This window comes from Stenotrophomonas sp. B2, assembly GCF_014947095.1.
GTDB lineage: Bacteria > Pseudomonadota > Gammaproteobacteria > Xanthomonadales > Xanthomonadaceae > Stenotrophomonas > Stenotrophomonas maltophilia_P.
In genome coordinates this window covers 327361-333851 of record NZ_JADCQA010000003.1, presented here as the reverse complement: position 1 = coordinate 333851, position 6491 = coordinate 327361, and the positions used below count along the sequence as shown (strand labels likewise).

The 6491-nt window shown below is 63.1% G+C and carries 5 protein-coding genes; 4 read left to right on the top strand and 1 reads right to left on the bottom strand.

Features of this window, described 5'->3' with window-relative positions; genetic code table 11:
* From IMX13_RS05165 to IMX13_RS05150, 4 genes are all read left to right on the top strand, one after another.
* On the top strand, positions 1-794 hold a 794-nt coding region (locus IMX13_RS05165; RefSeq protein WP_227255290.1), incomplete at its 5' end, for a DUF2345 domain-containing protein.
* 4 nt (positions 795-798) lie between these two features.
* Complete coding sequence (locus tag IMX13_RS05160; RefSeq protein ID WP_193395933.1) at positions 799-1704, top strand: DUF4123 domain-containing protein; 906 nt, start codon at positions 799-801, stop codon at positions 1702-1704.
* Positions 1697-4711, top strand: a complete 3015-nt coding sequence (locus IMX13_RS05155) for a DUF3784 domain-containing protein (RefSeq protein WP_193395932.1) — start codon at positions 1697-1699, stop codon at positions 4709-4711. Before IMX13_RS05160 ends, IMX13_RS05155 begins: the two co-directional genes overlap by 8 nt.
* Positions 4711-5652, top strand: a complete 942-nt coding sequence (locus tag IMX13_RS05150; protein ID WP_193395931.1) for a DUF6708 domain-containing protein — start codon at positions 4711-4713, stop codon at positions 5650-5652. Before IMX13_RS05155 ends, IMX13_RS05150 begins: the two co-directional genes overlap by 1 nt.
* Before the next feature lie 50 nt (positions 5653-5702).
* On the opposite strand, the gene IMX13_RS05145 is transcribed toward IMX13_RS05150, so the two are convergent.
* The gene (locus tag IMX13_RS05145; RefSeq protein WP_193395930.1) at positions 5703-6452 is read right to left on the bottom strand and encodes a hypothetical protein; all 750 of its coding nucleotides are present in this window, start codon (positions 6450-6452) and stop codon (positions 5703-5705) included.
* Positions 6453-6491 lie beyond the last annotated feature (39 nt).

The following is a 6491-nucleotide window of genomic DNA, read 5'->3' as shown; positions in this document are numbered from 1 at the left end:
CGCCGCAGCTGGCGGCGCCGCAGGCACTGAGCCAGTTGCAGGAAAGCCAGCAGCTGCTGCAGCAGCTGGCCGAGTCGGCAGGCAAGCAGCAGGCGCAGCTGCCTGGCGAGGCGGCCGAACTGCCGGTGGACACGACGCTGACCGAACTGCAGGAGACCCTGCGCGCGACCCACAGTGGCAGCGCGGCGGGCAGCATCGCCGGTGGCGACGGCGAAGCGCCGGGCTGGAGTGCGCCTGTCCTGCTGGGCAGTGGCGTGGCCGGCGTGCTGAGCCTGACCCCGGCCGACCAGGTGTGGGTCAGCGGCACGCATACCACGCTGGCCAGCGGCGTGGCGCTGAACTGGATGACCCAGGGCTCACTGACGATGGCCGTGGCCGGCGGGCTGGTGCTGTACACCGCCGGCATGGAACCCAGCGGCGAGAGCCCGAACCAGGAGCGCGGCATCGCGCTGCATGCTGCACAGGGCAAGGTGAGTGCGCGTGCGCACAAGAACCAGGCGATCGTGGCCGCCAAGACGCAGGTGCGCATCGCCAGTACCGAAGCGGACGTGCAGCTGTCGGCGCCGAGCAAGCATCTGCTGGCGACGGCGGCCGGGGCCTACATCCGGATCGAGGGCGACAACATCGAACTGGGCGCACCGGGCAAGGTGGAATTCAAGGCGAGCCAGCGCGACTGGCTGGGGCCGGCGAGTGTGCCCGGTGAGGCGTCGAAGAACGAAGGGAAGCTCGCCCTGTGCCCGACCAAGGCGGCAAATGCCGAGCGCACGGGTGCGGCTGTCGTGGGAGTGGGCTGATGCCATGAGTTTTTCGCATAGGCACTTTCTCGAACACCCCATTGCGATCATCAGTGAATCCACACTTGGCCTGATCCCACTCCTGGCCCGGTTCCAGTGCCACAGCCTGGAACCGTCGGGACTTGCTTTGCCTGCCGGTGTCTGCCCGCATCTGGTCGTGCTCGATGGCGTGGATGCAGCACTGCGCCTTGCTCTGCTGGACGAGCTGGAACATCTTCATGTGGAGGGAGAACTGCGTGGGTTGCTGGCATTGCTTGGGAGCAGTGAGTCAGGAGAACGGGTAGCCGCGCACCTGCGCTCGGTAATGCTGAGACGCAAGCCCGGTAGTACGCGCTATTGGCTCCGGCTCCACGATCCGCGTGTATTCATGCATTTTCCCCGCATCCTTGACTCCCTCCAGCTGCGTGATCTGATGGGACCCATCAGCGTATGGTGGTGGCGCGATCCCGACCTCAATCGTTGGGGAAGCATCGACCGCCCAGCGGAAGCAGGACAGCCTGGCCAGGGCTGGACAGAGCGTCAGTGGGATGCAGTCTTCAGGATAGAACTGGTGAACCGTGTTGCGCTCGATGTGGTGCGCGCCGCCCCGCAGATGGCGGCCCATCCAGATCTCCACGAGCGCGCCGACGTGGCCTTGCGAAGAGCGATCGAACTGGAAGCGCTTGTAGTGCCGGAGGACCAGCAGGCATTCGCCGTGGACCATGTGATCCATGGAGAGGTGCTGTTCGCACACCCGGAAATGCAACGCTGCCTGCGCGACGTTCGCGAGAATGGCGCGACCTACGTCGGCGGTACCGTCGATCTGGACCTGTTCGCGCTCGCACGCGCCACGAATCCAGCAGCCCAGGCCGAACGCCCTTCCGGGCGGCACTGGTCGGAAAATGAAATCAAAGGAGTGAGAGATGTCTGACTTCAAGCCAGGTTGGTATATCGTCTCCGAACCGGATGCCGAGGGACGGACCACGCTCAAGTACTTCGCCGAGCGAGGTCTGGTCACCTGTGAGTGTTACAGCACGAGTGATGGCCGACAGATCTATCTTTGGGGTAACCGTGAGCGCCCGGCGGGACGAAAGGAGTCCTGGAAATCCACCTACAGGTTCGTCGCGACAGACCCCAATGGGCATTGGGACAACGAGAAGGTTGCTGCCAAAACCAACAAGGGTGCAGGCCAGGGGAAGGCGAAGGCGCTTTCCCCCTGTGAAGACCTGACCAAGCACTGCCCCGCCTGTGACCGGAAAGGCCTGCTGCTCATGCCATTGCGTTATGCAGTCGCGAGGGCGGACGTCAATGGCTGGGCGCAGGCCCCGAAGCTCGCTGGAAGTTTCGCCAGTGGTGGAAGCGCGGTGCCGCTGCCTGGAGCGCTTGCGCAATACACCCTGAGAACAATGCGCGAGGGATACCTGTATGTGTTCAACGAGCGACTGGGTGCCAAGGGGTGGAAGGGCTACCTGGTAGATGCCAAGGGCTATCTTTCCGAGTTCGACGTGCACGCGTCGCAGCCTCCGAGCCTGGAAGCACTGGATAATGCGCCATGCGGTCGCCGAGCGACATCCGAGATGGCGCGCTGCATACCCATTCCTGATGCGCACCTGCCTGGCAAGGTCGGCAACATCTGGCTGGCGTTCTGCGATACGCCCTGGACCCCTGCCGTGCTGAAGGAGCACATGGACAAGCCTGCAGTGAGACAGGCGAACATGCGCGTGTTCGATGGTGCCGCCTGGTGCGAGTCCAAAGGCGCAGCAACGCAGTCGCATGCCGCGACCCTTGCCGCGAATCACGCCAGTGTTGCGGAGTTCAAGGTAGGCGGGGATCTGTTCGAGCGGATGATGCAGCCGATCAACTTTGCCTGGCCGCTCGGGCTCAACGCCGTGCAACAGAACACGTCACCAGCGTTCGCCGACTCATTGAGTCCCTTCATCAGTGCGGTGGGGAAAGTTCCCCAGCTGCTTGAGGCCGCCAGGCAGGCCGGAAAGGATATTCCGGTCGCAATGGTTGCGCTTGAGGATCCAATAGGCATTGCGATGGACTTGAATGCCCAGATCATCCGACGGACCCATGCATGGACCAACGAACCGCTGCGCCGCTGGAAGCGGGAAAGCGCGCAGGCGATTGATGCGCTCGCCATGGCGGTGCGGCACAACGTTGTCCAGCGCACGAGCGAGACACGCTCGACTGTGGCGGGAATTTTCGGAACATGGTTTCCCGCGCACTCAAGCGCGGTCTACCGCGGACGGAACCCGGGCGAGAAAATGGAGTACGCGGGTTACATTACCGAGGAAGAAGCTGATCGTCTCGGCACGGAAGCCTGGAATAGCGACCATATCGAACTGTTCGACAATGCCAAGAAGAAGAACTACATCGAGGTTGAGTACCCCGCAGAGCTCTCCGCATTCGAGAAGGCAACCATCGAGCCGCTCGATGCTGCGTATCTCTCGTGGATGAAGTCGGATCTTTACAGAAATCACTTCATCTACAACTTCGACAGGCGGAACATCGACAGCGGCGTGGCCTATGTCCACAAGGTGATGCTGGTCATCACCGATGCCACGGCACGCGCCAGCGTTACCCGGTTCCTGATGGATCGCCTTGGTGATGACCCTGAGAAGCCAGGCTCCGTCGAGGTGCGTGCCCTGGCAGCCAATCAGGAGGAGATCATCAAGGGGTGGGCAGCGGCTACCAAGGAGGGGGCCATGAAGAAGGATGGCGTCAGCTGGGCGGATGCGTCCGAGAAGATCTGGGGCGTGTTCAATTCCGTGCTGACCAGTGATGGCTACAAGGCGGCGATGGCTGGTGGCCCTGCGCCGGTTGGCGGAAAGTGGATGGAGGTGGCGATGAATGCCATCGCCAAGTACGCGTTCCAGATCAGCGGCCCGGTGGTCTCGAGACTGAATGGATTCGGCAACGGTGCGGTGGGCTGGGTGGCGGCAAAACTGCCCGAGCGACGCATCATCTCTCTGCTGGGGGCGCTCGCCAAGACGGAGGATCCGAACCGGCGATTGAGGTTGATCGACCTGCGCACGGAGGCGACCCGCAAGCAGGCGACCCGAATGGTGGCCTCCGCGCTGGCAAGCATTTCCGGCGGAAACGAACAGCAGTACCGCAGCGCCGTGCGCGCATCGCTTGATGGAATCCAGGATGCGCAGGGGCGGCGCTATCCGTATCAGGCCCTCATGTTCGTTGACGAGGGCGAAGCACAGCGCCTGACCCAGTTGCGGGGTGCACAGCTCGATGCGCACATTTCCCAGTCGGTGATCGTGCGGCACGAGGAGTTCGATGCGCTGCTGCAACGAAATGTCAGGCGGGTTTTCGATCTTGATTTCAAGGCCGGCGTCGTCTCGAACATCTTTACCGCCTTCAGCCTCGGGCGAGCGTGGGATGAGATGAAGAAGGCGAAGCAGGAAGAGAAGGACGTCAAGATCGTCAACTTCGCAGGTGGCGTCGCGGGATTGACTGGCGGTCTGATGGAGCTGAGCGCAGGTGTGGCGAAGAAGCACCCCTGGTGGGTTGGCACCCACGGCATCAGGTTGCGGGCACTTTCCGGACAGCTGAGCACAAGGGCGGGGCTGCTGGGAGGGCTTGGAAAGTTCCTTGGCGCCGCGGCGGGATTCATTGGCGGCACGCTGAACATCATCGACGGCTATCAGGACATCGGTCTTTCGCGAGGTTATGGCATCTGCATGATTGGCCTTGGTCTGGCCAGCATCATCGCCGCCATCCTGCTGTTCACTACCTTCGCCTTCGTCGGCTTGATCATCGGCCTGGTGGTCGCGATCATCACGTTGATTGTCGGCTACTTCAAGCCGACGAAGATACAGAAGTGGCTTGATGCCTGCTATTTCGGAAAGCACAAGAGCAAGAAATTCGAGGGTCTCCAGCAGGAGACAGAAGGCTTGAAGGCACTGAGTGAGGCGGATTGATGTACAGCGGCTGGATGCGCAGTTTCCCGACGGATCGCTTTCTCTCGGCGCAGGAGAGCGCCTCGCGTTTCGATCCTCGGATCGCCGAGGAGGTCGCACCTGACGAACGTGCGTCGTTGGTTCATTTCAACTCGACCTACATCGATCTGATCGACCGAAGGTTCCGCCTGCGCGGAATGGTCTCGACCACCATGGTCCTGCTGGGGACGCTGGCCCTGTTCCTGTTCGGTTTCTTCCTGCTTTTCACGCTGGTGATCCCGAACCTGGAAGGCGACTTCTGGGACTGGGTGATGTACGCCATGGTCGGCGTGTGCGTGGTCGGTGCCCCGGTGCTGTTCTGGCACACGAGGCTGCGCTACGAGTTCTTCACCTATGTCTGGTATCCGACACGGTTCAACCGGCGCAACCGGACGGTCTACTTCTTCACGGGTGGGGAAGAGGGCGCTGTATCCGTCCCATGGGATGAGGCCGTGTTCTACATCGGGCAGGGGACCAGCCAGGAGTTCCTGCGCGACCTGCGCTGCAGCATCCTCGAGGATCGGGTGATCAAGCGCACCTTCGCGGTGGGCCACTACTTCGATGACGAACAGAAGATCCGCGGCATCTGGGAGTTCATTCGCCGCTACATGGAGCAGGGGCCGGCAGAGGTGGTCGATACCATCGAGGGTCGCCAGATGAATCTGTCCGTGACGCCGTCATGGCGCAACTGCTACCTGTTCGTGGTGGCCAGTCTCGGTCCCAGCCTGCTGGCCGCGCGCTTCATCCTAATGCCCTTGCTGCTGCCCTTGGTGTTGTGCAGATGGCTGGTCCTTCGATCCTGCCGCGCGCCCGTGTGGCCACAGTGGGTGGAAGACGAGTGTGCGATCGATGCCAACGATCCTCTTCGGCTCGTGGAACCCGAGGTGATGGCGCAGTTCGAGCCTGATCGGCGTCCGCTCTGAGGGGGCCTCTGCGGCAGCTCCCTGCCTGCGTCAGCAGGCAGGGCTCAGAATCACATCGCCGGGCAGGCCGGATCCTTGCCGCTTACCGCCGCACAGATCCTGCGCCGGCAGTCCACGCCTTTCAGTGAGGTGGGGCTGGGGCAGCTGCGCAGCTGCGCCTGGATGTTGGATTCGGTCGAGGCGGACTTCTTGCTGGCCACGCGCTCAAACGCGGCGCGCTCGTCTTCGGCGCGTTTGCGCTGGTCTGCTTCGATCTGGGCGATCAGATCATCCATGCTCTGAGGCTGGGCCTTGGCTTTTGCCTTGGCCTTGTCCTCTTCCTTGATGATGCCGAGCAGGGTGCCGAGCAGATTTTCATCGCCCTTGCCTGCGGTACCGGCGGCGCGACTGCTGCGTTCACCCGGCTGGGCGCCCCGTGCCCGCGTCGTTGCAGCGGTGCCGGTGGTTGCGGCAGCGCCCGCAGCAGCGGTTGCCGCGTCAGCGGCAGGCGCGGGTGGGCTCCCGGTGGTGGCCGGCAGCGCCGGCTCAGTCGGAGAAGCGGGCGCATCGACGATCATCGCGGCACCTTCACCCGGTGCCACCGACGGGGCGTCCGGGTGCCCGGTCACATGGCCGGTGTCGGGTGTCAGTGAATACTCGGACGGGTCGCTGTAGTCATTACTACCGGACAGACCCCAGGCGGTCAGCCCGGCGATGACGACCACGGCACTGGTCAATGCCAGCCACAGGACCGTACGGCGTTTGCCGCTGGACGGCGCGCGTGCGGCACGTGGCGACGCGGTTGCCTGCCGGCCCTCCATGTCTGCCAGAATACGGCCCGAATTCGGGGCCTGGCCCTT

Excerpts from the sequence above, each read along its gene's own strand:
- IMX13_RS05145 (WP_193395930.1), bottom strand. The coding sequence starts at position 6,452 with ATGGAGGGCCGGCAGGCAACCGCGTCGCCACGTGCCGCACGCGCGCCG.
- IMX13_RS05150 (WP_193395931.1), top strand. The coding sequence starts at position 4,711 with ATGTACAGCGGCTGGATGCGCAGTTTCCCGACGGATCGCTTTCTCTCG.
- IMX13_RS05160 (WP_193395933.1), top strand. The coding sequence starts at position 799 with ATGAGTTTTTCGCATAGGCACTTTCTCGAACACCCCATTGCGATCATC.
- IMX13_RS05155 (WP_193395932.1), top strand. The coding sequence starts at position 1,697 with ATGTCTGACTTCAAGCCAGGTTGGTATATCGTCTCCGAACCGGATGCC.